This is a genomic window from Mycobacterium sp. IDUB_3 (genome assembly GCF_055419585.1).
Window position 1 is genome coordinate 329,390 of record NZ_JBVAXZ010000001.1, and the last position, 22,657, is coordinate 352,046.

General features: G+C 66.3%; 23 protein-coding genes. 7 read left to right on the plus strand and 16 right to left on the minus strand.

The genetic code is table 11. From position 1 onward, the window contains the following. Positions 1 to 19 precede the first annotated feature (19 nt). Entirely contained in the window at positions 20 to 1,759 is a 1,740-nt protein-coding gene (locus ACZYVJ_RS01210) for a 3-ketosteroid-delta-1-dehydrogenase (protein WP_463829325.1), read from the minus strand. A 101-nt stretch (positions 1,760 to 1,860) separates the two neighbouring features. On the opposite strand from ACZYVJ_RS01210, the gene ACZYVJ_RS01215 reads away from it, so the two are divergent. After that, positions 1,861 to 2,985: a Rieske 2Fe-2S domain-containing protein gene (locus ACZYVJ_RS01215; RefSeq protein WP_463829326.1), complete on the plus strand. Its 1,125-nt coding sequence runs from the start codon at positions 1,861 to 1,863 to the stop codon at positions 2,983 to 2,985. Further along, positions 2,985 to 3,287 carry a ferredoxin gene (locus tag ACZYVJ_RS01220; protein ID WP_463829327.1) on the plus strand — a complete coding sequence of 101 codons (303 nt, stop codon included), beginning with the start codon at positions 2,985 to 2,987 and terminating at the stop codon, positions 3,285 to 3,287. The genes ACZYVJ_RS01215 and ACZYVJ_RS01220 overlap by 1 nt, the downstream gene beginning before the upstream one ends. A 20-nt stretch (positions 3,288 to 3,307) precedes the next feature. On the opposite strand, the gene ACZYVJ_RS01225 is transcribed toward ACZYVJ_RS01220, so the two are convergent. From ACZYVJ_RS01225 to ACZYVJ_RS01260, 8 genes are all read right to left on the minus strand, one after another. Next, positions 3,308 to 3,631 (minus strand): DUF732 domain-containing protein, encoded by a 324-nt coding sequence (locus tag ACZYVJ_RS01225; protein WP_463829328.1) that lies wholly within the window; start codon positions 3,629 to 3,631, stop codon positions 3,308 to 3,310. Between the two features lie 315 nt (positions 3,632 to 3,946). Next, a complete protein-coding gene (locus ACZYVJ_RS01230) occupies positions 3,947 to 4,552 on the minus strand; it encodes a PaaI family thioesterase (RefSeq protein WP_463829329.1) in 606 nt (201 codons plus the stop codon). 124 nt (positions 4,553 to 4,676) lie between these two features. Further along, positions 4,677 to 5,753 (minus strand): hypothetical protein, encoded by a 1,077-nt coding sequence (locus ACZYVJ_RS01235; RefSeq protein ID WP_463829330.1) that lies wholly within the window; start codon positions 5,751 to 5,753, stop codon positions 4,677 to 4,679. A 116-nt stretch (positions 5,754 to 5,869) separates the two neighbouring features. After that, entirely contained in the window at positions 5,870 to 6,307 is a 438-nt protein-coding gene (locus tag ACZYVJ_RS01240; RefSeq protein WP_463829331.1) for a nuclear transport factor 2 family protein, read from the minus strand. 45 nt (positions 6,308 to 6,352) lie between these two features. Further along, on the minus strand, positions 6,353 to 7,294 hold the full coding sequence (locus tag ACZYVJ_RS01245; RefSeq protein WP_463829332.1) for an alpha/beta hydrolase: 942 nt from the start codon (positions 7,292 to 7,294) through the stop codon (positions 6,353 to 6,355). Next, complete coding sequence (locus tag ACZYVJ_RS01250) at positions 7,291 to 8,163, minus strand: SDR family NAD(P)-dependent oxidoreductase (protein ID WP_463829333.1); 873 nt, start codon at positions 8,161 to 8,163, stop codon at positions 7,291 to 7,293. The genes ACZYVJ_RS01245 and ACZYVJ_RS01250 overlap by 4 nt, the downstream gene beginning before the upstream one ends. Positions 8,164 to 8,166: 3 nt before the next feature. Beyond that, positions 8,167 to 8,646, minus strand: a complete 480-nt coding sequence (locus ACZYVJ_RS01255; RefSeq protein ID WP_463829334.1) for a nuclear transport factor 2 family protein — start codon at positions 8,644 to 8,646, stop codon at positions 8,167 to 8,169. An 86-nt stretch (positions 8,647 to 8,732) separates the two neighbouring features. Further along, positions 8,733 to 10,331, minus strand: coding sequence for an acyl-CoA synthetase (locus ACZYVJ_RS01260; RefSeq protein ID WP_463832785.1), 1,599 nt, complete (start codon positions 10,329 to 10,331; stop codon positions 8,733 to 8,735). A 102-nt stretch (positions 10,332 to 10,433) separates the two neighbouring features. Here ACZYVJ_RS01260 and ACZYVJ_RS01265 point away from each other — a divergent pair, with 102 nt between their 5' ends. Both ACZYVJ_RS01265 and ACZYVJ_RS01270 read left to right on the plus strand, forming a co-directional pair. Then, positions 10,434 to 12,362 carry a flavin-containing monooxygenase gene (locus ACZYVJ_RS01265; RefSeq protein ID WP_463829335.1) on the plus strand — a complete coding sequence of 643 codons (1,929 nt, stop codon included), beginning with the start codon at positions 10,434 to 10,436 and terminating at the stop codon, positions 12,360 to 12,362. Continuing rightward, complete coding sequence (locus ACZYVJ_RS01270) at positions 12,359 to 13,246, plus strand: SDR family NAD(P)-dependent oxidoreductase (RefSeq protein WP_463829336.1); 888 nt, start codon at positions 12,359 to 12,361, stop codon at positions 13,244 to 13,246. The genes ACZYVJ_RS01265 and ACZYVJ_RS01270 overlap by 4 nt, the downstream gene beginning before the upstream one ends. Positions 13,247 to 13,252: 6 nt before the next feature. On the opposite strand, the gene ACZYVJ_RS01275 is transcribed toward ACZYVJ_RS01270, so the two are convergent. The 7 genes from ACZYVJ_RS01275 to ACZYVJ_RS01305 form a co-directional block, all read right to left on the minus strand. Continuing rightward, positions 13,253 to 13,876 (minus strand): Dabb family protein, encoded by a 624-nt coding sequence (locus tag ACZYVJ_RS01275; protein WP_463829337.1) that lies wholly within the window; start codon positions 13,874 to 13,876, stop codon positions 13,253 to 13,255. Continuing rightward, on the minus strand, positions 13,869 to 14,216 hold the full coding sequence (locus tag ACZYVJ_RS01280; protein ID WP_463829338.1) for a hypothetical protein: 348 nt from the start codon (positions 14,214 to 14,216) through the stop codon (positions 13,869 to 13,871). Before ACZYVJ_RS01280 ends, ACZYVJ_RS01275 begins: the two co-directional genes overlap by 8 nt. A 131-nt stretch (positions 14,217 to 14,347) precedes the next feature. Beyond that, the gene (locus ACZYVJ_RS01285) at positions 14,348 to 15,166 is read right to left on the minus strand and encodes an IclR family transcriptional regulator (protein WP_463829339.1); all 819 of its coding nucleotides are present in this window, start codon (positions 15,164 to 15,166) and stop codon (positions 14,348 to 14,350) included. A 141-nt stretch (positions 15,167 to 15,307) separates the two neighbouring features. Further along, positions 15,308 to 16,774, minus strand: coding sequence for an FAD-dependent oxidoreductase (locus ACZYVJ_RS01290; RefSeq protein ID WP_463829340.1), 1,467 nt, complete (start codon positions 16,772 to 16,774; stop codon positions 15,308 to 15,310). Further along, entirely contained in the window at positions 16,771 to 17,691 is a 921-nt protein-coding gene (gene bphC, locus ACZYVJ_RS01295; RefSeq protein WP_463829341.1) for a biphenyl-2,3-diol 1,2-dioxygenase, read from the minus strand. The genes ACZYVJ_RS01290 and bphC overlap by 4 nt, the downstream gene beginning before the upstream one ends. Positions 17,692 to 17,703: 12 nt before the next feature. After that, positions 17,704 to 18,888, minus strand: coding sequence for an acyl-CoA dehydrogenase family protein (locus tag ACZYVJ_RS01300; RefSeq protein ID WP_463829342.1), 1,185 nt, complete (start codon positions 18,886 to 18,888; stop codon positions 17,704 to 17,706). Between the two features lie 90 nt (positions 18,889 to 18,978). Then, positions 18,979 to 19,257, minus strand: a complete 279-nt coding sequence (locus ACZYVJ_RS01305) for a 2Fe-2S iron-sulfur cluster-binding protein (RefSeq protein ID WP_463829343.1) — start codon at positions 19,255 to 19,257, stop codon at positions 18,979 to 18,981. A gap of 130 nt (positions 19,258 to 19,387) precedes the next feature. Between ACZYVJ_RS01305 and ACZYVJ_RS01310 the strand changes: the two genes are divergently transcribed. The 3 genes from ACZYVJ_RS01310 to ACZYVJ_RS01320 are packed head-to-tail and all read left to right on the plus strand — an operon-like array spanning position 19,388 to position 22,652. Then, positions 19,388 to 20,998 (plus strand): flavin-containing monooxygenase, encoded by a 1,611-nt coding sequence (locus ACZYVJ_RS01310; protein WP_463829344.1) that lies wholly within the window; start codon positions 19,388 to 19,390, stop codon positions 20,996 to 20,998. Continuing rightward, a complete protein-coding gene (locus ACZYVJ_RS01315; RefSeq protein ID WP_463829345.1) occupies positions 20,995 to 21,810 on the plus strand; it encodes a mycofactocin-coupled SDR family oxidoreductase in 816 nt (271 codons plus the stop codon). Before ACZYVJ_RS01310 ends, ACZYVJ_RS01315 begins: the two co-directional genes overlap by 4 nt. After that, positions 21,807 to 22,652: a mycofactocin-coupled SDR family oxidoreductase gene (locus tag ACZYVJ_RS01320; RefSeq protein WP_463829346.1), complete on the plus strand. Its 846-nt coding sequence runs from the start codon at positions 21,807 to 21,809 to the stop codon at positions 22,650 to 22,652. The genes ACZYVJ_RS01315 and ACZYVJ_RS01320 overlap by 4 nt, the downstream gene beginning before the upstream one ends. Positions 22,653 to 22,657: the final 5 nt, after the last annotated feature.

Consider the following 22,657-nt stretch of genomic DNA (forward strand, 5'->3'; position numbering starts at 1 on the left):
GCTGCGTTCGCGATCGCCGCTAGTTCTGGTGGTGGCGACCCGCTTCGCCCGGCTGCGCTGCGCTCGCGATCGCCTCCCGCGCCGCGATGTAGCCGTACACCAGCCCCTGCGCGATCGTCGCCCCTGCGCCCGGATACGTCGTCCCGAACGCATTGGCGGCGGTATTGCCGATCGCGTACAGCCCGGCGATCGCCCCACCGTCTTCGCGCAGCACCCGCGCCCGTTCGTCGGTCTTCAGCCCACCGCAGGTGCCCAGGTCGGACAGCACCATCTTCACCGCGTAGAAAGGGCCGCTGACCAACGCGCGCAGGTTCGGGTTCGGCTTGATGGTCGGATCTCCGTAGTAGCGATCGTAGGCGCTGCTACCGCGGCCGAAGTCGGGATCCTCACCGGCGGCGGCGTTTTGGTTGAAGCGGGTCATCGTCGCGAAGAACTCCGAAACCGGAACGCCGATTCCCGCGCCCAGATCGGTGAGGTTATCGGCCCGCACCGCGATCCCGGCGTCGTACCACGCCTGTGGGATCCGCATCCGCGGAAACAGTTCGGCGCCAAAGACATAACTGTTGCGGTACTGCTGATCGAAGATGATCCACATCGCCTCGACCGGGCTGCCCGAGCGCTCCAGCTCGAGCACCCGCTGCCCGAACGACATGTAATCCGCGGCTTCGTTGGCGAACCGGCGCCCGTGCTGGTCCACGATCAGGCAGCCCGGCAGCGAGCGCTCGGCCAGCATCACCGCAGGCGCCTTGCCGGGCAGCGGCGCGATGGCGGGGAACCACCACGCCTGATCCATCAGATCGATGTCGGCGCCGATATCCTGGCCCGCGCGGATTCCGTCGCCGGTGTTGGCGGCGGCGCCCAGACTCAGGTTGGCGCCCAACGATTCCGACTGGAATTTCCAGCGCATGTCCATGCGGTGATCGAAACCACCGGTGGCCAGCACCACGCCGCGCCGCGCGCTGATCGTCACCTCGCGCCCGCCGTGCTCGACGACGGCGCCCGTCACCCGGTCTCCATCGCCGGCGAGTCGCACCAGTGTGGTGCCGGTCCAGATCGGGATGCCGGCGCGTAGCACCCCGGTGAACAGCCCGGCCATCAGGCCCTGACCGCCCGCGGCGTAGCGCCGGCCCATCATGCGGCCGCCCACACCCTGCGCCAGGCGCTTGCCGTAGACGGGAATTCCCTTGCGCGGCATCCGGGCCACCAGATTCATCCACCGGTAGTCGGCGCCCGTCGTCGGCATCGGGACCGTCACCTCCATCAGGCCGGGCTCCAACCGGGTGCGGTACTCGCCGAGCAGCGCGGTGTCGAAGGGGCGGCACTCACAGGTGCGCCCGGCCGCGCTGCCGCCCGGCTCCTCAGGGTGGTAGTCGGAATAGTCGCGGGCCCAGAACAGCCGCAGCGGCGTCGTCCGGCGCAGCATCTCCACCGTCGCGGACACGTGCGTCACGAACGCCTCCGACCGCTGCGCGGGCGCCGACCCCGCGACCACCGCATCCAGGTAGGTACCCGCGCGCTGCGGGCTGTCACCGGCATTCGCCTCCGTCAGCACCGGGCTGGCCGGGAGCCACAACGCGCCGCCGGACCGCGCGGTCGAGCCGCCCACGTACGTCGATTTCTCCACGATCAGCACCGACAGCCCCAGTTCGTGGGCCGCCAGCGCCGCGGCCATGCCGGTACCGGAGCCGACGACGAGCAGGTCAACGGCGGTGTCGGCCACGGGAAGCCCGGCGGGAATCGTCGCGCTGTGCGTCGTCACGCCCAAAACGGTAGGCCGCGGCACCGCGACACAGGAAGAGCCGTCCTGATGAGTGGAACAACGGGCCCCGCGGACCGGTCCGGGGGAGTTGAATCAGGCCCATGACGTCGCACACCGAGGCCGACCACATTCGGTTCATTGAAGCCCAGGCTGCGCCGACGCGGTTCGCTCGCGGCTGGCATTGCCTGGGCCTGACCCGGGATTTCGGTGACGGCAAGCCCCACGCGATCAACGCCTTCGGGCAGAGGCTCGTCGTCTTCCGCAGCGGTGACGGGAACATCAACGTGCTCGACGGCTACTGCCGGCACATGGGCGGCGACCTGTCCCAGGGCGAGGTCAAGGGCAACGAGATCGCCTGCCCGTTCCACGACTGGCGCTGGGGCGGCGACGGTCGCTGCAAGCAGGTCCCCTACAGCCGGCGAGCCCCCAAACTGGCCCGCACGCAAGCATGGACGACGCTGGAGCAGGACGGCATGTTGTTCGTGTGGAACGACCCGGAGCGCAAGCCGCCGCCACCGGAGATGACGATCCCGCGCATCGAGGGCGCCACCAGCGACCAGTGGACCGACTGGCATTGGTACACCACCGTCGTACAGAGCAACTGCCGCGAAATCATCGACAACGTGGTGGATATGGCGCACTTCTACTACATCCATGGCGCATTGCCTACCTACTTCAAGAACATCTTCGAGGGCCACGTCGCGACGCAGTACATGAACGGCGAGGGCCGCCCCGACATGGGCGGCACCGAAGGCGCGCAGATGCTGGGCACCACCTCGGTGGCGTCCTATTACGGCCCGTCCTTCATGATCGACGACCTGACGTATCACTACGAGTACGGCGACGCCAAGACGATTCTCATCAATTGCCACTATCCGATCGATGCGAATTCCTTTGTGCTGCAGTACGGCATCATCGTGAGGAAGTCGGATGCGATGCCCGGTGACGAGGCGATGCGGACCGCGATCAACCTGGGCGACTACGTCAAGCTCGGTTTCGAGCAGGACGTCGAGATCTGGCGGCACAAGGCGCGCATCGACAACCCGCTGCTGGTCGAAGAGGACGGGCCGGTCTACCAGTTGCGGCGCTGGTATCAGCAGTTCTACGTCGATGCCGCCGATGTGGAACCCGACATGGTGGACCGCTTCGAATTCGAGCTCGACACCACCCGGCCCTATGAGGCATGGATGAAAGAGGTCGAGGCCAACATGGCGGCCCAGGCCTGATGACGCTGGAATCGTCGATGCGTGAGGACAATCGGCTCGACGAGATGCCCATGGTGCCGGTCGTGTGCCGGAACTGCGGCGCGCGCGTGCTGGCCCGCAAGAGCAGCTGGAATCAGACCAGTGTGCAGTGGAACGCCGAGGCGACGGCCCAATGCGCCGAGCGCGCCCACGCGCAGAAGATCGTCACACCCGGGAGTCGGGGTGTCTTCCTGGTGTGTTCGGCGCTGAGCGAGTCGATCCTGGACGCGGTGCGCCATGGAGATTTGTCCGTCGTCGACGAAATAGAGTGCGCACCGGGGTAATTCCGAGGCCGGCCGCCGGGCTATGCCCTTGGGATTTCGTCCTTGTGTCGCGGGCAGTACGAGTAGATGCTCTGGGCCACGAAGAAGCCGGTGTGAAACTCGGGCAAACCGCTGCTGATCAGTACCTCCTGCATCACCGCCAGGGGCGTATCGCCGGCGTCGAGCCTCGCGCAGACGTAGTGTGCGGCCTCGATCGCGTGTCCGGCCGAGGATTGGTCGATGATGCCCTGCTCCTCGAGGGCTGCCAGGAATTTCTGGTCGGTCGTGTCGGCATGGGCGGTCGGCGCCGCCGTCAGCAGGGCGACCGATGCGGTCCCCAAGGTGACGAGCAGGCGGGCAACCATGTCTGACGGGCTCCTTGACGCGGGTGGTCGTGCCGAAACTGAGCCCAGTGGACTGGACCGGAGCTTCGGCTGTTGTGTCCCGAGTCTGCCGCATATCGTGATGGCGTTTCCATGTATCGGGTATTTGTCCAGGTCCGTCCGACCCGTCGGCAAACCGCGCGGTGTCTCGCGGGCGGGTGGTGTCCCTCAGAGGCGGGCACAACGCCTAACGCACTGACGAGAGGTCATCGGTACCGGCACTTCACCCGGAGCGACGAATACCATTGCGCGGCAAGCACATTCTTCCACTGCGCCGTGGCCGGGCCTGCGACTATGTCACGACTTGTGTCCAGGATGTGGCTCGCCCAGCCCGGGGCTTTCCCGCGGCGTGATGAATACGCCCTCGGCCTCCACCGTGACACCGTCACCGTTACGCAGATGGCCGACCGCGTACGTCTTGGTGCCATCGATCCGCTCGATCCGCGCCTCGGCTCGCAATGCGCCCAACGGTGTGGGGCGCAGATAGCGCACGGTGATGGTGCCGGTGTAGGCCGGTCTACCCGGCCGATGTGCCGTCGCACCCAGGACATGGTCCAGGACGAGGGCGCACATCCCGCCGTGCACGTGACCGGGTGGTCCCTCGTAGCCCGCACCAAGGTGCACGTCGGTGTGCACGCCGCCCGCCTCGTCGTGCCGGATGACAAGGGGCGGGGCGATCGGGTTACGCAGCCCGACGGCCACATTGCCCCAGACAACGTTCTCGCCCGCCGAATTGGTGCGCACACCAAACGAACCCGGCATGAGTCGCGTGCTCAATACCTCGACAGTTTGGTCGACGAGAGCCAACGCTTTCGCGACAGCTCGTTCGTCGGCCTGGCTGCGAATGGTGACGTCGATAAGACGTCGTACGGATTCCGTCAGTCGTTCGTGGGTGTCAGTCATGTGCAATGGCCGCCGCGTTGACCAACACCTCGGGGCCGCCGAGCTCGGCCAAGGCCGCGCTGACCGGCACCGATGACGATGACGCGGCGATCCGCGAAACGCTGTAGTGGGCATGCCTTTTCGGTCATGCCAGCTCGAAGGCGCTGATCGGCGCCCCTTCAGGGTAAACGGCGGGCCCCCCCAGGTCGTAAGCGGCGTTGAGCGCGCCGATGAACGCCGCATCGTGCAGCGGCTCACTGGGAATGTCGAGCCTGATCCCTCTGGAGTTGAGGTCGTCCACCATGATGTCGATGGCCCGTTCGATGGTCAGGTCGTCCGAACCCTCCATGTTCTTCTTCAGCTCGTCGAGATCGCAGAACACTTCGGCCGACCAGTGCACCAGGAACCGCAGCTCGTCGGTGTGGTGGCGCGCGATTACATTGGCGCCGTTCTTCAATAGCCAGTGGTCGCGGTCGTCAGGATCGCCGGTGAAGACGGTGTGGAACGCCAATCCCGACGGAATCTGTTGCTCCAGAGGACCATTCGCCTCGCCGCGATGCACCATCATCTCGTTCTGCACAACCACGCCGCGGTTGTTGATCGGCGGCAGGACTCGCTTGGGCGCCTTGAGTGGCCCATTGGGCCAGTAGGTGAATCCACTGCCGCCATCGAGCGAAAACCAGGTGATTACCTGTGCCATCTTGATCAGGTAATCCTTGAAAAGCCCTGACTTGCCCATGACACTGGTGAGCCAGGTCGGCGCGTTTTCGTGCCGCACGCCGCGGAAGCTCGGCGAATCCAGGTGCCCCGGATCGCGATTGGCGCACGGCCCGTTGATGTTGAACAGCATCAGCTGTGGTTTGGCGTACTGGGCGTTCCAGTAGCTTTTGGCCATCTCCAGGAATCGTGCGTTGTAGAAGCAATCATGCAGTTGCGGGTACAGTGCCGCGCCGTACTTGGCCAGGTAGCCCCGGAACGTCGGGGTGAGGAAGAGGTCGAGCGACGGCGTGAACCCCTCGGGGAAGGCACCACTCATGGTGGCGATCAGTTCGTCGGCGGATGCGAAGTGTTGCGCGATGATCAGCTTCCACGGGCCCTCGGTCCGCACGACGTCGAGGAGTCTTTCCCGCTGATCATCGGTATAGACATCCCTGATTTCCCGGGGCGGCGCGGCGGGGCGCAGGATCTCGGACAGCTCCATCCGCCGCTCGTCAGTCAGCATCGAGATCTCCTTTTATATGGCACGCGATCATGTTGTTGCAAACGATCATGGCCGCGTCGGGGTAGCAACGAGCTACTCATGTCCGGTGATCGGGAGGAAGATTCCCGGCTCGAGCGTCAGGAGTCGAACACGTCCAGCGAGCCGACCGTGGCGCGGTTGCGCTTGATCCGTTCGACCAGCCGCCACGCACCATCGCGCCGCTCCCAGCGATCGTGGTAGTCCCCGAGCGTATGGAATGTGGTGCGCGGCTCGCGTGCCGATAGGTGCAGATCATGGACGTAGGCCACGCTGACTGCCTTGTCACCGGTGACATCGACGAGGACGTTGCCCAGCAGGTGCTGGCTCGGCCCACAGTGGTCAAGGTAGCCGCGGATGACGTCGATGATCGCCGCACCGCCCTCCAGATGCCCGGTCCCCAGGTCGCCGACGGCGTCATCGGCGAGGATGCGTGCGAGAGTCGCCCAGTCGCGATCGTCCATGGCGCGGGCGAGCCGGACCATTGCACGTTCAATGGCTCGCTGTTCGGCGAGCAAACGCAGGTCGTCAGTTGTCATTTCGTTTACCCCTCATTTCGGGTCAGCGATAACGCATGCCGGTCCTCAAAACGGGAGTGGATGCGCGAACTTCGCCCTGAGCAGTGCGCCGATCTCGGCGAGCGCGAGGCCGGCACGCGCCACCGATTCTGAACGCATCAGAAAACCGTGATACACACCGGGATAACGAGTGACGGTGGTCTGCACCCCGGCATCCCGCAACCGCTCCGCGTACCGTTCTCCCCAGTCGCGGATCGGATCGACTGCGGCGGTCGCCACGATGGCCTGCGGGAGGTGGGACAGGTTGGTGGCATAGGCCGGCACAAGATACGGATGATCGGGGGGGCCGGTACCCGCATCGGCCAGTTCGTGCATGTATTCGATGTCGTCCGCGCTCAGCATGGGTGCCGATCGCAGCGTCGCGAGCGACGGCACGGTCATGTCGCGATCCACAGCCGGGTACAGCAACACCTGGCAGAACAACGCCGGGCCGCCTCGGTCGCGGGCAGCCAGGGCGACACCCGCGGCGAGCGTGCCACCCGCGCTGTCGCCGATCACCCCTAGTCGGGTCGGATCCAGTTGCAACTCGGCTGCCTTCGCGGCGACCCATTCGGTCGCGGTGTACGCATCGTCGAACTGCGCCGGGGGTGGGGCTTCTGGTGCCAGGCGGTATTCGACGGCGACGATGGTTGCGCCGGACGTGTGTGCGAGGTTGCGGGCCAGCGGCTCGAAGGAATGGTTTGAGCCCAGCACCATGCCGCCGCCGTGGAAATAGACCAATACCGGCGCATCGACTTCCCGGGTCGGTCGGTAGATGCACAGCGGAAGCTCGCCGCCAGGGCCGGATACGACGTGATCGGTGACTTGCGCCATGTCGGGCATCGGTGGGAGCGGCATTGACTCGAGGGAATCGCGCACTACCGCAAGGCCTCGTTGGCGCATCGGCGCGACGCGGCCTAACGACGCCACCCTGGCCGCGGCATCGGGGTCAAGCGGCGGCACGCTCATTGTTGGGTGGGATCGAAGCGGCGCGCGCTGCGTAGCATCGGTGGTTGTTGTGCTGCAAGCACTTTAGCTCGTTCGAGCATCGCATTCCCCACGTACTCTGGTTGGGTAAGAAGATAGAACCGCCCTTCGGCGGACTGCTCGAACACCGCTTCGGCGGCGGTGAGCGGGTCCATGGCGTCCGCTTTGATGTCCAGCATCGCCGATCGCTGAGCCTCTGCCGCCCCATAATCGCTCGCGTCGCCGGTCTCGACGCCACCGGCCGACTCGAAAATGTTGGACGCCACCGCACCCGGCAGCACGGCCTGGACGTGAATGTGATGGTCGTGCCCGGCCGACTGAACGTCGAGATGTAGACATTCGGTCAATGCCAGTACAGCGTGCTTACTCACGATGTACGGCGCTTGCAACGGAATCGACACCACCCCGCCGACCGACGACAGATTCCACACCCACGCCTGCTCGTCGGTGGCCATCATTTTGGGCAGGAACGCGCGCACACCGTGGAAGACGCCGCTGATGTTTATGTCAAGCACGCGCTGCCAATTGACGACGGGTGTATCCCACAGATAGCCGAACTGTTCGACCCCAGCGTTGTTCACCAGTAGCCGCACGGCACCCACGTCGCGGTAGGTCATTTCTGCCAGCGCCCGCATGGCGTCGTAATCGCGAACGTCGCACACCACGTTCAGCGCCGAGCCCCCCGCATCGCACAGCTCATCGCGCAGTGCGGCGATCGCGTCGATGTCGACGTCTACCAGAACCACCGTCATGCCCAGTCGGCTCGCATATCGCGCCAGGCCGGCACCGATCCCGGCGCCGGCGCCGGTAATGACCGCTACGCCGCCGCAAAATATTTCGTGGGCGTTCACCGGTTACGACACGGCAGCGCTGTCGGCGGAGTGTTCCGACAGCAAGACCGAGTTGGTGGTGTCGAGAACGATGTCCATCTCGGTGAACTCCAGCCCCTCGGCACCGCGGCGTACGCCGACATTTGCCACGCCGCTGGAAACCGCGAACGGTACGAAGTTCGCCGTCTGATTGACGAAGATATAGAACCGCACGTGGGTGATGTCACCTTGGGTACCCGTGCGGTGCACGTTGGTGGCGTGGTGGCGCAGCGGGTACGGACTTTGTTGGCGGTGTTCCGACATCCATGTCATCACGGCGGCGCGGCCGTGCAATTCGGGCGACATCAGTTCCTCGAATGGGCTTGTGCCCGAATCGCTTCGGGTCACGTATCGCACGTTCTCGGCGTAGCGCGCTGCCAGCTCGTCGTAGTGCGCCTCGTCGTAGTGGTACCAAAACCCGGCGATAAACTCCTGCAAGTCGGACAGCGTGATGTCGTTGCTCATGGGGCTAGTCAACTCCCGGTGTGGCCATGCCAACACCGGGTTGCCCGGTCAGTGGAACACGGCCATCGATTCGGGCGCTGCCCGCTTCAACGACCGGCAGGTTCGAGACCGAACCGGTCCCGAAGCTCTCGCTTGAGCAGCTTGCCGCTGGGATTTTTCGGCAGCGCATCGACGAAGAAAACGCGCTTGGGTGTCTTGAAGCCGGACAGATGCTTGCGGCAATGGTTCAGGATGTCATTTTCGGTGAGACTGATGCCATCGCGCGGTACTACCGCCGCCACCACGGCTTCCACCCAAACCGGGTGAGGCACACCGAAGACCGCGACTTCCTTGACACCGCTATGCCGGTAGACGATCTCTTCGACCTCGCGGCTGGCCACGTTTTCTCCGCCGGTTTTGATCATGTCCTTCTTGCGGTCGACGACGTGCAACAGGCCATTCTCGTCGTAGTAACCGAGGTCGCCCGAGTGGAACCAGCCGCCGCGGAAGGCCTCGGCGGTGCGGTCGGGATCGTCGAAATAGCCCAGCATCAAGTGGGGGCTGCGATGCGCTATCTCGCCCACGGCACCAGTGCCCAGGGGGAGGCCGTTGTCATCGAGGATCGTCGTCTCCACGTTGACGACTGGGCGCCCTGCCGCGCCGGCGTGGGCATCCTGCTCATCGGGTCCCAATGCCGACGCCAATGGCGCCATCTCGGTCTGGCCGTAGAAGTTCCACAACCTCAGACGCGGTAGCCGCTGGCGGATCTCCTGCAGGATCTCGATCGGCATCGCCGAGGCGCCGTAGTACCCCTTGCGCAAACTGCTCAGATCCACCTTCTGGAAGGTCGGGCAGCGCAGTAGGCTGATCCACACCGTCGGTGGTGCAAAGTAATTCGTCACCTGATAGTGCTCGATGGTGCGCAGCACCGCGTCCGGTTCGGGTCGCGGCAGAATGATGCTGGTGGCGCCCAGATAGATGTCGGTGGCCAGGAAATTGTCCAGCTGTGCGCAGTGATAAAGCGGTAGCGAATGAAGCTCGACGTCGTCTCCCGACATCGAGCCGGCCTCGATCGTGCTCGCGTATTGCCACATCAGGCTGCGACTGGAATGCATTACGGCCTTGGGTCGCGACTCGGTCCCGCTGGTATACATCAACCGCACCAGTTGGTCGTCGTCGATGTTGAGGTCCGGCGCGGCGGTAGTGTTCGCCGCCAACCACGCTGCGAAGTCATTCCAACCGGGGGGGAGGGTGCGCCCCGCCCGCATCAGCGCGACCTTGGTGGTGACAACACCGCCGAGCTGCATCGCGCGCTCGGCGGTGGCCGTCAAATCGTCTTCGACGACGAATCCACTGACTCGGCTGTGGCCGAGGATGTAGGAGATTTCCTCGGCGGTGAGCATGAAATTAATCGGCACCAAAACCACACCGGCGCGCGCCGTGGCGAACACCATGACCGCATACTGCCAACAGTTGTGTGCCAGCAGGGCGACGCGGTCGCCGGGAGCAAAGCCGTTGTCGTGCAACGCGGCGGCGGTCCTGTCCACCAGGGCGTCGAACTCAGCGAACGTGAGAACAACGTCTCCGTCGATGATCGCGGGCTTGCCCGGTTGCTTTCGGGCCGACCGGCGCGGAATATCGCTGAGCGTGTGACTGCGTGCCTTTGCGATCGCAGTGTCGAGTTCACAGGGATGCACGGGTTGCATACGCCGGAGGGTAGGCCGCGATGTCCGAGACGGGGCTTCCCACCTCCCGCTGAGTAGACAGAGCAGTGTCCAAGCCGCTGACACGCTCCGATACTCAGTGCCATGACGTCCGCCCCCGAATCGACATCGCCTCCCAGCTCGGCCTCGCTCGATCTCGAGGAACTGCGGGCGAACGTCGGTCAGGCCGATCCCGGCGTGCTGGTCGCAGTCCTGGCTCAGCTGACCGGCGACCCGTCTGTGATCGAGAAATTCGGGCCCAAGATCTCCCACGTCCCCGATCCCCCCGAGCGAGCCGGCGTGACCGATGACGACACCGCGGAGGAATTGGTGAGCGCCCTGGTTGCCGCCCTGGTCGAGAACCGGCAAGCGAGTGTTCCACCCGTCGATGACCCCGAGCTGTTCAGGCGCTTGCTTCCGCTGGCGCTGGGGTCGGAGGTGGACGACGAATTCGTTCCGTTGCTGCTCGAGCAGGGCGGCTTTCAACTCCCACGGCCGACGCTGCCGCGAACGGTGCCGATGCCGGAAACGACGAATGTGGTCATCGTCGGTGCGGGCATCGCCGGTATCATCGCCGCGCTCGCGGCGGCCGAAGCCGGAGTCGGCTACGAAGTTTTCGATCGCAACGACGAAGTCGGTGGGACGTGGTTGACCACAACCTACCCCGGCATCGGAGTCGACACGCCCTCGGCGTACTACTCGTTGTCGCGCGAGGTGAATCCCGAATGGACGAGCTACTATCCGCAGGGCGCTGAATATCAGGCCTATCTGGTTGCATTGGCGGACAAGTACGGACTGCGTGAGCACATACGGTTCGGCACCGAGGTAACGGCACTGTGGTGGGATGAGGACCGTGCTCAGTGGCAGGTCCATTCGGTTGACCGCGACGGTAAGCGTGACATCACTCATTCACGCGTGGTGATTACCGCCGCAGGCTACCTCAACCGGCCGCGTTGGCCCGAGCTGTCGGGCCGGGAGACATTCGCAGGCACCAGCATTCACTCCGCACAGTGGGATACATCTCTAGATCTCGCGGGCAAGCGAGTGGCCATCATCGGTGCTGGTTGCACGGCTGTGCAAATCGTCGACGCCTGTGTGGACGAAGTCGAGCACCTCACGGTGTTTCAGCGCCAGCCGCACTGGGTGGCGCCGCGTAAGCGGCTGACCGACGACGTTCCCGAGTACCGCCGTTACCTCGGCCGTCACGTCCCGCACTACGCCAAATGGAACAGGCTGAAGTCCTACTGGGGCACGGCGGACAACAACTACCCCGTCATCCTGCGGGACCCGGAGTGGGCGGAAACGCACCTGTCGATCTCGCCCGCCAACGACGTGCTCTTGCGGATGTGTATGGACTACATCAACACAACCTTTGGTTCGGGAACTGAACTGGCGAAGAAGGTAACGCCGGATTTTGCGCCCTACGGCAAGCGGATCATCCGTGATCCAGGTGGTTACTACCGGGCTCTGACCCGTGAGCACGTCGATGTGGAAGCCAGTGAGCCGGCCGAGGTCAACCCCAAAGGTGTTGTCACGCAGGACGGTCGGCAGATAGATCTCGACGTGATCATCTATGCCACCGGCTATCACCTTGATTTCTTGTCCACCATCGATATTCGCGGCCGAGGCGGGCGCAAGCTCACCGACGAGTGGGGTGACAGCCCCCGTGCCTACCGCGGCGGCACCGTGCCGGGCTTTCCCAACCTGTTCATCAACTCAGCCCCGAACTACAGCCCCGGTCACGGCGCCGGCGCCAATTTCTCGATGGAGGTGCTGTCGCACTACATCATCGAATGCCTGCAACTGATGGCGCTGCGCGGCGCGACGACGATGGAGGTCACACAACAGGCTTACGACGACTACGTGGCCGCGATCGACGAGGCCATGGCCGACACGGTGTGGTGTCACACCCCGAACGCGCACACTTACTACCGCTCCGGTTCGGGGCGGGTCGTGGTGGCCACTCCGTACCGGCTGGTGGACCTCTGGCATGAACACCGAGCGCCGATCGAAGAGCACTTTGAGTTGCGATGACCCAATTACTCTCCGGTAGAACGGCTTTGGTCACCGGCAGCAGCCGCGGGATTGGCCGGGCGATCGCGCAGCGATTGGCTGCCGAGGGCGCCACGGTGGCGGTGACGGCACGAAACCACACACCCACGCAGTCCACCCGGGCGGGGCTGGCTGAGGTGCTGCCGGGAACGATTGACGAGACGATTGCCCTGATCGAGAACGCGGGGGGATCGGCGTTCGGGCTGGCCGTCGACCTCGAAGACAACGGTGCCCGTGCTGGTCTGGTCGACGAGGTGCTCGGCCGCACCGGCCGCATCGACATCCTGGTCAACAATGCGGGCTTCGCAGACTACTCCGCGATCGAGGAGATGAGTCTGGAGACGTTCGACCGTACTGTGGAGCACTACCTGCGCACGCCATTTGCCCTGACGAAAGCCGCAGTGCCCCATATGCGCAAGCAAGGCGCGGGCTGGATTGTGAACATCGGGTCGGTGACCGGGCTGGCGCCGGTGAGGCCGTACCGGGACTACAACAAGACTTCGGGCGACGTGATCTACGGGTCCGTGAAGGCCGCGCTGCACCGCTTCACCCAGGGTGTCGCGGCGGAATTGCTAGACGCCAACATTGCGGTCAATTGCGTGGGACCATCGACGGCGGTTCGGACTCCCGGCGCTGCCCAGTTGATCCCCGACTCGTTTCCAACCGAATCGGTGGAATACCTGGCCGAAACGGTGCTGGCAATGTGTCACCTTCCCGCGGCCGACCGCACCGGCCTGGTCGCATTCAGCCTGCACTATCCGTGGTCCCAGCAGTTGCGAGTCCACACACTGGACGGCGAAGGCGTGCTCCCTGCGCTGGAGCCACCGGCGACGGCCAACCCGAACATCCTGCCGGCGGGGTTCTAGCAGGATTCAGCTCAGCACCGAATGGGTGATCGCGCAGAAGCTGTGGCACACCGGATTTCGGATGATGACTTCGGGACACTCGGGATCGAACCAGCGGTCCACAACGGCCCAGTGGATCGGGTGCATCAAGTACGCGCCCGTCAGCCCTTCGACGTCGGTGAATTCCTGCTCGAACACGTGGGTCCACTCCTGCTTCCCGACGGCTTGCTCGACACTGCTCAGCTGCCAGGCAGTGATCGTCTTGATATACCGCGGCATCAAACGCAGCTCATCTTCGAAGCGAGCGATGGTGTCGCCGTCGGTGCCGGGAAGCACACACAGCAACAGCGCGCGATAGACGCTGCCCGCTGCGCCGGTACAGGAAGCCGCGCCCGAATAGCAGGCGCCATTGATGGCGGTGATCGCGGGATCATCGAGCAGGGCCGCGAAATCGGGCTCGGCGGAACGCCATTGGCTTTCCGCGTCGAAGCGCAGGTGCACCAGGACATCGCCGCCGTTGCGCGCACCCGGTAGCGTCGGCTCGACGAGTCGGCGCTGCGCCCCGGTGGTTGCGGCGATGGCGCGCACAGCGGTCAGCACCCGCTCGCGATCCGGCTCGACGATGTCGAGCAGCCGGGTCACGCTATACATCGCAGAGCGAATCGACGTCGTTGGCCGCGGCGGCCACACTGCGCCCGCGCGTCTCGACGAGATCGCCGATGCCTTCCCACCATGGCCCGAGGTTGGGGTCCGGCCGACCCTGCCACGTCATCTCCCACCACGCCTGCAGGCTGGGTAGTGACCAGGTGACGGTCACGGTGTTGCATTGATCGTCGAACCAGATCGGCGGGCTGACCAGAATGTTGCGCAGCGTCATACCTCGGTCGCGCGCGGCGGGCGCGTACTCGTTGAGGTAGGTGTCCACAAATTCCCTGGCACAACCGGGGCGCGTGATGACACGGTCGATGACAAATATCTCACCGTTGGCCATATGCAAAGGGTAAAGCGGTGTCCCGCGTACGCAATCAGTAAGTCCCGTCCACTGGGAGGCGCGTTCACCGGCTCAAAGTCGGTCGACAGCACAGCGGCTGCCAGCGTCTCGATCAGGAGGGGTAACGATGCTCACGCGTACTGCAACACTGGCCGCGGCGCGGGCCGCAGCGGCCGCAACGGCTGCAGGGTCGGGGCGACTCGGTGTGGGCCGTCCTCGGCGTGCCGCCAGATGCCCATCGCGGTCATCCGGACCGGGGCGATCAATCGCTGGTCGAACATCATTCGATTCATCGGCCCACACACCGACACCGCCGCGACAGCCTCGCCCGGTCCGCCGATAGGTGCTGCCACACAACCGAATCCGAGCAGCGATTCCTCGCGTTCGAAGGCGACGCCGTGCGCGCGCACCCGGGACAACTCGACGGCCAGCTGCGAGCCGGTGGCGATCGAGTACCTGGTCTTGCGGACCCGCAGGTCCACCGGCACGTCCTCGTCGCGGTAGGCGAGGATCGCCTTCCCGACGGCGGTGCAGTGCGCGGGCTGACGGCTGCCCACCCGGGTGGGCATCGGCGCCAGCGGCGAGTCGCCGACCTTGTCGAGGTAGACCACATCGGGGCCGTCCAGCACCGCCAGGTGCACGACCAGCCCTGTGGCACGGTGCAATTCACCGAGCAGGGGCCCGGCGGCGCGCACCAGGCGGTCCTGGTGCACGGCGAGCGAGCCCAGCTCCACCAGGCGCATGCCCAGCTCGTAGTCGCGGCCGCTGCGGCGCAGCCAGCGCAGCTGCACCAGGCGCTCGAGCATGCGGTGCGCCGACGAGCGCGGCAGGCCGGTGCGCCGGACGATCTGGGCCAGCGTCAGCCGGCCGGGGCCGTCGAATGCGTCCAGCACGAGCGAGATGCGGTCGATAACCGCCGTGGGCGTGGCTGTTTCCGCCGTGCCTGACATCGGCCCTCCTGGCTAAACCTATCTGGCTGTCATATTCCTATTAGGAATATCTGTTTCTACCACACCGGTGTGGTCGCTGTCACATGACACGCGGAAAAGCCGCCGGACACGAGAAGCCCGGCGGTCGACGGAGCCGTGGTTTCAGCCCTTGGCTGCGGAGCGGCCGGCTCGGCGGCCGTAGAAGCTGCCGTCACCCAGCGAGACGCCGCTGGCGTACCCCCACGCGGCCAGGCCGGCGGTGCAGCGCCCGGCGGCGAAGAGCCCCGGGATGGGTGCGCCGCTGACGTGCAGCACCTCGGCGTCCAGCGTGGTGGCCAGCCCGCCCAGCGTGAACCCGCCGGTGTTTTCCCGCAGGTCGACGGCGCCGACGGGGGAGCCGATCGGCTTGATCCACTCCGGCTTCTTGTGCAGCAGCGGGTCCTCGCCGCGCGCGGCGCCCTCGTTGTAGGCGGCCACCGTCGCCTGCAGCGAGCCGGGCGGCAGCCCCATGTCGCGTTCCAAATCGGCGACGGTGTCGGCCACCCAGGTCGCCGGGCGCAGCATGAACTTCGGCGACCACGACGCCATCGCGTCCTCCTGCGCGTCGCCGTCGATGATCAGATAGGCGACGTTGTCCTGCTGGTAGAGGGTGAGCTGGCCGATCCGGCCCGGGTAGGTGTCCTCGGCGACGTAGCGCTGCCCGCGGCCGTTGACCAAAATGCCGCGCACCAACTGCTGCGGATCGATGAAGATCGCGACCTCGGTGGCGTCCATGTGCGCCAGGTCGGCGCCCAGCGCCTGCGCCATCCGGATCGCCTGCCCGTCGTGCTGCTCGATGGAGGCGGCGGGCCGCCCGGCGATCCGCGGCGCATACCGCTGGACCATCGCGTCGTTGTAGGCGAAGCTGCCCGTCGCCAGCACGACCCCGGCCCGCGCCCGGATGTTCATCTCGGTGCCGTACTTTCGGGCGCGGATGCCGGCCACCCGGCCGTCGGATTCGACGATCAGCCGTGACACCCGCACGTCGTACAGGGCGCGGGCGCCGGCCGCGGTCGCGGTCTCCACCAGCGGCTTCATCAGCATGTATCCGGCGCTGGCCTCGCCCTGCTTCTTGTTCTGCATCTGCGGGACGTGCCCGCGCGGCGCGGGGGAGGCAATGGTGTTGAACGGGAAGGAGTTTTCGCCGCCGCTGTACATCAGCCCCTGGTCGCCCATCGGCTCCCAGCCGGGCTCGGAGAAGAACTCGGCCTTGAACGGGACGCCGCACCCCACCAGCCAGTCGAAGTGCGCGAGGCTGCCGGCGCAGTAGTCGGCGATCCTGTTCTCGTCGGCGCCGGGGCCCATCGCGACGTTGAGGAAGGCTGCCATGTTGTCGACGGAATCGGTGAAACCGCAGGCTGTTTGGATGGGGGTGCCCCCGCCGAGATAGATGAAGCCACCGGCCATCGACGCCGCGCCGCCCCAGGATCCGGTGCGCTCCAGCACCAGGACGTCGGCGCCGGACCGGGCCGCCTCCACCGCCGCGGCCGCGCCGGCGACACCGTAACCGGCGATGACGACGTCGGCCTCGTCATCCCACGAGGCGATCGAGGACGCCGCGATCGGCGTCACGTCCGATTCGGGCGTCACAGCCGCATGGCCGCGGGCATTTCGCCGACCCACTGGTGGCCCCAGTAGCTGTCGGCGGTGATTTCCTCTGCGGTGTAATAGGTTTCGTCGACCCGCATCCCGTCGGTGCCGAATTCGATGTCCCAGTCACCGGGTGCGCGGACATAGAACGAGACCATCTTGTCGTTGGTGTGCCGCCCCAGGGTGGACGACAGCTGGAAGCCCTCGGCGTTCACCCGGTCCAGGGCCTGTCCGACGGCGTCCAGGGTGTCGACCTCCACCATGATGTGGACCAGGCGCGGGTCGCGCTGGTGCGCGGCCGGCACGATCGCCAGGCTGTGATGCCGCTCGTTGATCCCCAGGAACCGAACCCGCACCGGGCCAAACTCTTTCGGCAGCGGCACCCGGAACGCGCCGCGGGAGCGGAAGCCCAGTACCTCTGTGTAGAAGTCGAAGAGCCCGTTGGGATCGGTGGCCGGCACCACCACGTGGCCCAGGCCCTGGTCACCGGTGACGAATTTCGCGCCGAACGGCGTGACCACCGGGCTGTGGTCCAGCACCGCGCCGTGGAACACCTCCAGCGTGGTGCCGGCGGGATCCTCGAACGTGATCACCTCTTCGACGCGCCGCGCCTCGGCCTCGTCGGGGGACAGCTGTTTGTACGCCACGCCGGCGCCGTCCAGCGTGGCCTGCACGTGCTGCAATGCCGGGTGATCGCGCACCTCCCAGCCCACGGTCAGCACCCGGTCGGTCTCACCGGGCACCACGATCAACCGGGCCGCCCGCTCGTCCATCCGCAGGTACAGCGCCGACGGATCGGGGCCTTGTGGACTAGGCGAGCCCTCGGCGAAACCCAGCACGCCGAAGGCGAACTGGCGCCACCGGTCGATGTCGTTGGTCGAAATGGTGATGTAGCCCAGGCTTTTCAGGTCGCTCACGGATGCGCCTCCTCAGATCAGGGCCCGCAGCGGGCCCTCGGGCGGGTCGATGCCGATCGAACTCAGCGCCGACGCGTGATAGGTGGTGCCGGGGACGTGGATGGCATGCATCTGTCCGACGTGCACGTCGCGCCAATATCGTTGCAGCGGCTTGTCCATCCGCGCCGCGTTGCCGCCCGAGCGGGCGAAAATCTCGTCGACCGCCGACACCGCGCGCCACACCGCGCGAACCTGGGTGCGCCGCCCTGCCGCGCGGTCGGCGAACGACACCTCCTTGCCGGCGGCGACCATGTCGTAGATCCGGTCGGCGTTGGCCAGCAGCTCCTGCCGGGCGGCGTTGATGTCGGCGGCGGCCTCGCCGATCGCGTGCATGACGTAGGGGTCATCCTTGATCGCGGTTCCGGTGGCGCCGACGCGCTCGCGCTGATAATCCAGGTGCGCGGCCAGCGCCCCCTCGGCAATGCCGATGGTCGCCGCCGAGATGCCCAGCGGGAACATCGTCGACCACGGCATCAGGTACAGCGGCTCGGTCATGCCGGCCTCGCGCTGGGCGGTGCCGTCCATCACCTTGGTGGCGTCCATGGTCCGGTAGCTCGGCACGAACGCGTCCTTGACGATGACGTCTTTGGAGCCGGTTCCCCGCAGCCCCACCACATTCCACGAGTCGTCGACGATCTCGTAGTCCTTGCGCGGCAGGATCATGTGCAGCATCTGCGGCGGCATCAGCGGGATGCCCTTCTCGTCGCCGAGCATGGCGCCCAGGATGATCCAGTCGCAATGGTCGGTGCCCGAGCTGAACTGCCAGCGGCCGTTGAACAGGTAGCCGCCGTCGACGGGCTTGGCCACGCCCTGGGGGGCGTACGGCGAGGCCATCCAGGTGTCGACGTCGTCGGCCCAGATCTCGGCGGCGACCTTCGGGTCCGCGTAGGCCAACTGGTAGGGGTGCACACCCACCACGCCGACGATCCAGCCCGCCGCCGGGTCCAGCGCCGCGGTGGCCATCGTCGTCTCGGCGAACTCGCGGGGGTGGACCTCGAAGCCCTGGTATTGCTTGGTCTGCAGCAGCCGGATCAGACCGGCGCCCTTCATCAGCTTGACGGTGTCGTCGGTGAGCCGCCCGATCTGTTCGGCTTCGGCGGCTTGGTCGCGCAACTGGTCGGCCATGGCCACCACCCGGTCGAGTACCCGGTCGCTCATATCGTTGTCCTTACGTGTGTGGGCTTAGTAATGGTCTACCGCAGTCCCGGCCCGTCCCAAAGGAAATCCCGATGAGCGGACACAACACGGTCAAAATTCGACATGAACATCGGCGCCGGCCGGCCTCGCCTGACAGGCCAGGATCAGGCCGTCGTCCAGGTCCGCGGCGTCCAACACGTCGCACGATGCCATGTCGACCCGACCGGCGATCACGGTCGCCACGCACGAACCGCAGCGGCCCTCCCGGCACGAGTGCGGCACGGCGATCCCCGCTGCCAGCAGTGTCTCGACCAAGGTTTGTCCGCGTGGCCAGCGCAGACGATGCCGCTGGCCGTCCAGCTCGACGTTGACATGTGCGACTTCCGGCATCGGTCGATGGTCTGCGATGAGCGCCGGGCGGCCGGCGCACCCGCTCGGTGGCCGGGAAAACTCACCCGAACCGTCCGGTGACCGGGAGGGGCGGCGGTCCGCGAGACGCAAGGCCCTACGGTGACTGCTTGTGAACGATGCCGGCCGACAACCCGTGGATGTCGTCGTGGTCGGCGCGGGGTTCGCCGGCCTGTATGCCTTGCACAAGCTGCGCAGCGAGGGCCTGACGGTGCGGGTGCTGGAAGCCGCCCCCGAGCTGGGCGGCACCTGGTACCACAACCGGTATCCGGGTGCCCGCTGCGACGTCGAGAGCGTCGACTACTGCTACTCGTTCTCCGACGAGCTCCAGCGGGAGTGGGACTGGACCGAACGGTATGCCACCCAGGCCGAGATCCTGGCGTATCTGAACTGGGTGGCAGACAAGCTCGACCTGCGTCGCGACATCGCGCTGCGCACCCGCGTCGTTTCGGCGACACTCGATGAGGCGACGTTGCGCTGGACCGTCACCACTGATACGGGACAACGGCTTTCGGCCCGTTTCTGTCTGATGGCGACCGGCCCGTTGTCGGCCGCACTGACCCCGGACCTCACCGGCCTGGATACCTTCGCCGGCGAGATCTACCACACCGCCCACTGGCCGCACGAACCCGTCGACTTCACCGGCAAACGGGTGGCGGTCATCGGCACGGGATCCTCAGGCATTCAGTCGATTCCGGTCATCGCCGAGCGCGCCGCCCAGCTCTACGTCTTCCAGCGCACCGCGAATTACAGTGTCCCGGCCGGCAACAGGCCGTTATCCGCCGAGGAACTCGACGAGATCAAGGCGAATTACCCGCAGCGGCGTGCGCTGTCGTGGCGCAGCGGCGGCGGCTCCCCGCATATCACCGCCACGAAGCCTACGATGCAGTTCACCGCCGAGGAGCGTCGGGCGGCGTTCGAAAAGCGTTGGCAGCTCGGCGGCGTGTTGTTCTCCAAGACGTTCCCGGACCAGATGACCGACCTGGAGGCCAACGAGGAGGCCCGCAGGTTCTACGAGGAGAAGGTGCGCGCCGTCATCGACGACCCGGCGGTGGCCGAATTGTTGATTCCCACCGACCACCCCATCGGCACCAAGCGAATCTGCACCGACAGCAACTACTTTCAGACCTTCAACCGCTCCAACGTGGAATTGATCAGTGTCCGCGCCACCCCGATCGAATCCGTCGACACTACCGGGATCAACACCACCGACGCCCGTTACGACGTCGACATGATTGTGCTGGCAACGGGTTTCGACGCGATGACCGGCGCGCTGGGCAAGATCGATATCGTCGGGCGGCGCGGCGCGGTCCTGCGGGAGGACTGGGCGCACGGGCCCCGCACGTATCTTGGCCTGTGCACAGACGGCTTCCCCAACCTGTTCTTGATCTCGGGCCCGGGAGCGCCCGCCGTGCTGGCCAACATGGTGCTGCACGCCGAGGCTCAGGTGAACTGGATCGCCGACGCCATCGCTTTTCTCGACCAACACGGATACGCCGCGCTGGAAGCCACCGTGGACAGCGTGGACGGCTGGGGCGCCGAATGCGCACGCCGGGCCGAGACCACGCTGTTCACCAAGGCGAACTCCTGGTACATGGGCGCCAACGTGCCGGGCAAGCCGCGCGGCTTCATGCTGTTCACCGGCGGCTTCGCCGCGTACAACGACATCTGCGCCGAGGTGGCCGACGCCGGCTACCGGGGCTTCGATCTAATCGAACGATGACGGGATTGCTGGACAAGGTCGTCGTGGTCACCGGCGCCGCCAAAGGCACCGGCCGGATACACTGCGCGCGCTTCGCCGACGAGGGCGCCGACGTGATCGCGCTCGACGCCGACACCGCGGCCGACGAGTTGCGGGACACCGCAAGGGGAGTCGAGGACCGCGGCCGGCGATGCGTGACCGGCCTGGCCGACGTCAGCGACCTCGAGGCGATGACGGCCGCCATCGACGCCGGTGTCGCCGCGCTGGGCCGGCTCGACGTCGTGGTGGCCAACGCCGGGGTTCACCTGCCCGGTGCGCCGTCCTGGGAACTCGACCCCCGGTTGTGGCAGCGCACGCTCGACATCAACCTCACCGGCGTCTGGCACACGGTCCGGGCGAGCGTGCCGCACATGTTCGAGCGGGAAGGTGACCACGGTGGTTCCGTCGTCATCATCAGCTCCACCAGCGGGCTTCGCGGCCTGCCCAACACCGCGCACTACACCGCCAGCAAGCACGCGGTGGTGGGACTGGCGCGCACCCTGGCCAACGAGCTCGGCCCGCGCGGCATCCGGGTCAACACCGTGCATCCCGGCCCGGTGGCCACCCCGATGGTGCTGAACGAGGCCACCTTTCGGCGGCTACGCCCGGACCTGGACAACCCGACCGTGGACGATGCGGCCGAGGTGCTGCGTGCGCGCAATCTGCTCCCGGTGCCGTGGGTCGAGCCCGTCGACATCGCCAACGCCGTCCTGTTCCTGGCCTCCGACGCGGCCCGCTACATCACCGGCACCCAACTCGTCGTAGACGCCGGCCTGACGCAGAAGACGACATGACCGCACGGCTACACGGGCGTCTGACAGGGAAGGTCGCCCTGATCACCGGCGCCGCGCGGGGGATCGGCCGCGCGCAAGCAGTGCGCTTCGCGCAGGAGGGCGCCGACATCGTCGCGCTCGACGTGTGCGGCCCGGTCGACACGGTGAGCATCCCGCACAGCACCCCGGCCGACCTCGAACAGACGGCGGCATTGGTCGCCGAGACCGGTGCGCGGGTGCACACCGAAATCGTCGACGTGCGCGACCTCGCCGGCATGCGGGACGCCAACGATCGCGGTGTTCAGCGGTTCGGCGGTATGGACGTGGTCTGCGCGACCGCGGGCATCACCTCGCGCGGCATGGCGGTCGAGCTGGAGGAAAACGCCTGGCGCACCATGCTCGACGTCAACCTCACCGGGGTGTGGCACACCTGCCGCGCGACCGCGCCGCACCTGATCGCGCGTGGGTCGGGGTCGATGATCCTGACGAGCTCCATCGCGGGCCTGCGCGGGCTGGTCGGCGTCGCGCACTACACCGCCGCCAAGCACGGCGTGATCGGCATGATGCGCAGCATGGCCAATGAGCTTGCGCCACATAATGTTCGGGTCAACTGCGTCAGCCCGACCAACGTCGACACGCCGATGATTCACAACGACGTGGTCAGCACCGCGTTCCGGCCCGACTTGGACCGACCGCCCACGCGCGCGGAATTCGCCGAGGCGGCCCGTTCGATGAACATGCTCGCGGTGCCGTGGGTGGACGCGGTCGACGTGGCCAATGCCGCGCTGTTCCTGGCCTCCGAGGAGGCGCGCTACATCACCGCGATCGTCCTGCCCGTCGACGCCGGGTCCAGCCAGCGATGAGGAGA

What these genes read in the sequence shown, in the direction of transcription:
- ACZYVJ_RS01215 (WP_463829326.1), top strand. Translation starts at nt 1,861, where the DNA reads ATGACGTCGCACACCGAGGCCGACCACATTCGGTTCATTGAAGCCCAG.
- ACZYVJ_RS01220 (WP_463829327.1), top strand. Translation starts at nt 2,985, where the DNA reads ATGACGCTGGAATCGTCGATGCGTGAGGACAATCGGCTCGACGAGATG.
- ACZYVJ_RS01225 (WP_463829328.1), bottom strand. Translation starts at nt 3,631, where the DNA reads ATGGTTGCCCGCCTGCTCGTCACCTTGGGGACCGCATCGGTCGCCCTG.
- ACZYVJ_RS01230 (WP_463829329.1), bottom strand. Translation starts at nt 4,552, where the DNA reads ATGACTGACACCCACGAACGACTGACGGAATCCGTACGACGTCTTATC.
- ACZYVJ_RS01235 (WP_463829330.1), bottom strand. Translation starts at nt 5,753, where the DNA reads ATGCTGACTGACGAGCGGCGGATGGAGCTGTCCGAGATCCTGCGCCCC.
- ACZYVJ_RS01240 (WP_463829331.1), bottom strand. Translation starts at nt 6,307, where the DNA reads ATGACAACTGACGACCTGCGTTTGCTCGCCGAACAGCGAGCCATTGAA.
- ACZYVJ_RS01245 (WP_463829332.1), bottom strand. Translation starts at nt 7,294, where the DNA reads ATGAGCGTGCCGCCGCTTGACCCCGATGCCGCGGCCAGGGTGGCGTCG.
- ACZYVJ_RS01255 (WP_463829334.1), bottom strand. Translation starts at nt 8,646, where the DNA reads ATGAGCAACGACATCACGCTGTCCGACTTGCAGGAGTTTATCGCCGGG.
- ACZYVJ_RS01260 (WP_463832785.1), bottom strand. Translation starts at nt 10,331, where the DNA reads ATGCAACCCGTGCATCCCTGTGAACTCGACACTGCGATCGCAAAGGCA.
- ACZYVJ_RS01265 (WP_463829335.1), top strand. Translation starts at nt 10,434, where the DNA reads ATGACGTCCGCCCCCGAATCGACATCGCCTCCCAGCTCGGCCTCGCTC.
- ACZYVJ_RS01270 (WP_463829336.1), top strand. Translation starts at nt 12,359, where the DNA reads ATGACCCAATTACTCTCCGGTAGAACGGCTTTGGTCACCGGCAGCAGC.
- ACZYVJ_RS01275 (WP_463829337.1), bottom strand. Translation starts at nt 13,876, where the DNA reads ATGTATAGCGTGACCCGGCTGCTCGACATCGTCGAGCCGGATCGCGAG.
- ACZYVJ_RS01280 (WP_463829338.1), bottom strand. Translation starts at nt 14,216, where the DNA reads ATGGCCAACGGTGAGATATTTGTCATCGACCGTGTCATCACGCGCCCC.
- ACZYVJ_RS01285 (WP_463829339.1), bottom strand. Translation starts at nt 15,166, where the DNA reads ATGTCAGGCACGGCGGAAACAGCCACGCCCACGGCGGTTATCGACCGC.
- ACZYVJ_RS01300 (WP_463829342.1), bottom strand. Translation starts at nt 18,888, where the DNA reads ATGAGCGACCGGGTACTCGACCGGGTGGTGGCCATGGCCGACCAGTTG.
- ACZYVJ_RS01305 (WP_463829343.1), bottom strand. Translation starts at nt 19,257, where the DNA reads ATGCCGGAAGTCGCACATGTCAACGTCGAGCTGGACGGCCAGCGGCAT.
- ACZYVJ_RS01315 (WP_463829345.1), top strand. Translation starts at nt 20,995, where the DNA reads ATGACGGGATTGCTGGACAAGGTCGTCGTGGTCACCGGCGCCGCCAAA.
- ACZYVJ_RS01320 (WP_463829346.1), top strand. Translation starts at nt 21,807, where the DNA reads ATGACCGCACGGCTACACGGGCGTCTGACAGGGAAGGTCGCCCTGATC.